We start from the raw sequence: 1,956 nt of genomic DNA on the forward strand, positions 1-1,956 counted from the left end.
GCGTAAAATTATAGGACGTTTGAGCTTTGATTCGATCATAAACGACTGTGTTCTTACCATCCAAAGTGAACATTCTTCTGACAATTGTCAAATTGTCGATTGAAGCCGATTTTGATGGATCATAAACAGAACTAGCAGTAAGAGAAATATGTCCTGCTGTTTCGCCCAAACCAAGATGCAACACGCCGTTTTCTACCCTCGTAGCGGCATCCGTATTGCCCGTTATTTGCCAAGCCACATTTTGTGAAACATTTCCTGAGCCTTGTACTGAAACCGTTAGTGGAAGGTCAGAACCTGCATCAATAACTGTCTTATTTGTACCTAATGTTATGGTCGATACTATTGGATTGACTTGGACGTATACGGAACCCGTTACACTAGAATCAGCAGTTGATGTCGCTGTTACATTAATTGAAGGAGTCATTTCATTTGGTGCCACTGTCAGCGTACCTGTCGAGCTGATTGTTGTTTGGTTGTCTGAATTTCCAGAGATAGACCAAGTCACTGTGTTGTCAAAAACACCAGTGCCTTGAACTATTGCAGAGAAATTTACGCTATTGCCAACTTTTACTCCCGTGTTGTGCGAAGGGGTGGAACTTAATAGAATACCACCTATGCTCGGAAGAACCGACAATTTCACTTGAGATGAAAAACTAGGATCGGCAGTTGAAGCGGCTGTTACAATTAGAGTTTTGGCCGTTTCTGTTAAAGACACATAAAGTCTACCCGTAGAGTCAATTGATGTTTGAGAATCGGAATTGYCTGTAACCGACCAAATAACTTCACTCGAATACATACCAACCCCATCGACTAGTGCCGATAAGATTAGAGTCTCGCCAACCCCTATTTGAGACTTACCTTTCGGGATTGAGTCCACCTTAACTCCAGTTACTTTTGGAGAAATAGGAGTAGGACTTGAAATAGGTGGAGAAGGTGACTCGATTGGGGGTGTTGAGCTTTGTTTCGAACTTGGCTTGGAAGATGGATCTGGTATGGGTTTAGGATCTTCTTTCGTGAAGATATCAAGGTCTTGTACAGGCTTACCAGAGCTCAACTCACCTACTTTTTCTTGGTAGGTTAAGACGCGATCAACAACAGAAAAAACCTCAGATCGAGTTACCCGATTTCTCGCTCCGAAAGTCCCGTCCTCATAGCCCTTAAATAAACCCATATTCGTCAGGGCTGTCACCGCATCTTTTGCCCAATCAGAAATGCTACTGGCATCCTTGAATGGTGCGGAATTCGACTTGTCCAGGGGAACATTATACAGTCGTACTAGGGCTGCACAAATTTCTTCCCGAGTTATCACATCCTCTGGACGGAAATTTACGCCATCTCCAACCATATAACCGTCTGATATAGCTCTAACCACGGATTCGAAGTACCACTTGTTAGGTGTTACATCCTTGTACATACCTTCTGGAAGCGGTTTTACCGATTGTAAATTGCCCGCTTTATTAACCACTGTGACGAACTCGGCTCTGTTCATCGTGGCGTTAGGTCTCATACCTTGACCGTCACCCTCAATAATACCCGCAGTTAGTAGTTTTTCGATTGACTTCTTAGCCCAATTGTCTTGATAATCATCTGCGGCAGCAAGAGCTGCTGAAGGTGCTAAGGATAAAAGCATTGCTACTGCGAGAGTAGTAGAAACGACTTTTTCACTTTTCATACTTTTCATACTTTTCAACAATTTAACCACTTTTTGTCAGTTCCTCCTGCTGTGAATTACATGTCCGTTTTGAATTCTGGCTTGTTGCTAAAACTTTTACACACATCATTTTACAAGGAAGATATTAAAGGGACTTGAGGTATTTATTTGATAATTATTTTTCTTATTTAACAATTAATTTCGCTCCTCTGATTCTAGTTCCCCAACTGGTATTTTCATGGAATCTTCTACATGGCGTCTCATAAAGCCATTATACGATGGATCAATAATAATGAGAATAATAA

At 41.6% G+C, this 1,956-nt stretch carries 1 protein-coding gene; it reads right to left on the minus strand.

The window, feature by feature from the left end; all coding sequences use genetic code 11:
• Positions 1 to 1,702: S-layer homology domain-containing protein (locus AC1DVJ_RS30765; protein WP_477596699.1), on the minus strand; the 1,702-nt coding region annotated here is incomplete at its 3' end.
• Positions 1,703 to 1,956 lie beyond the last annotated feature (254 nt).

It is taken from the genome of Paenibacillus sp. P4_A9, from assembly GCF_056402415.1.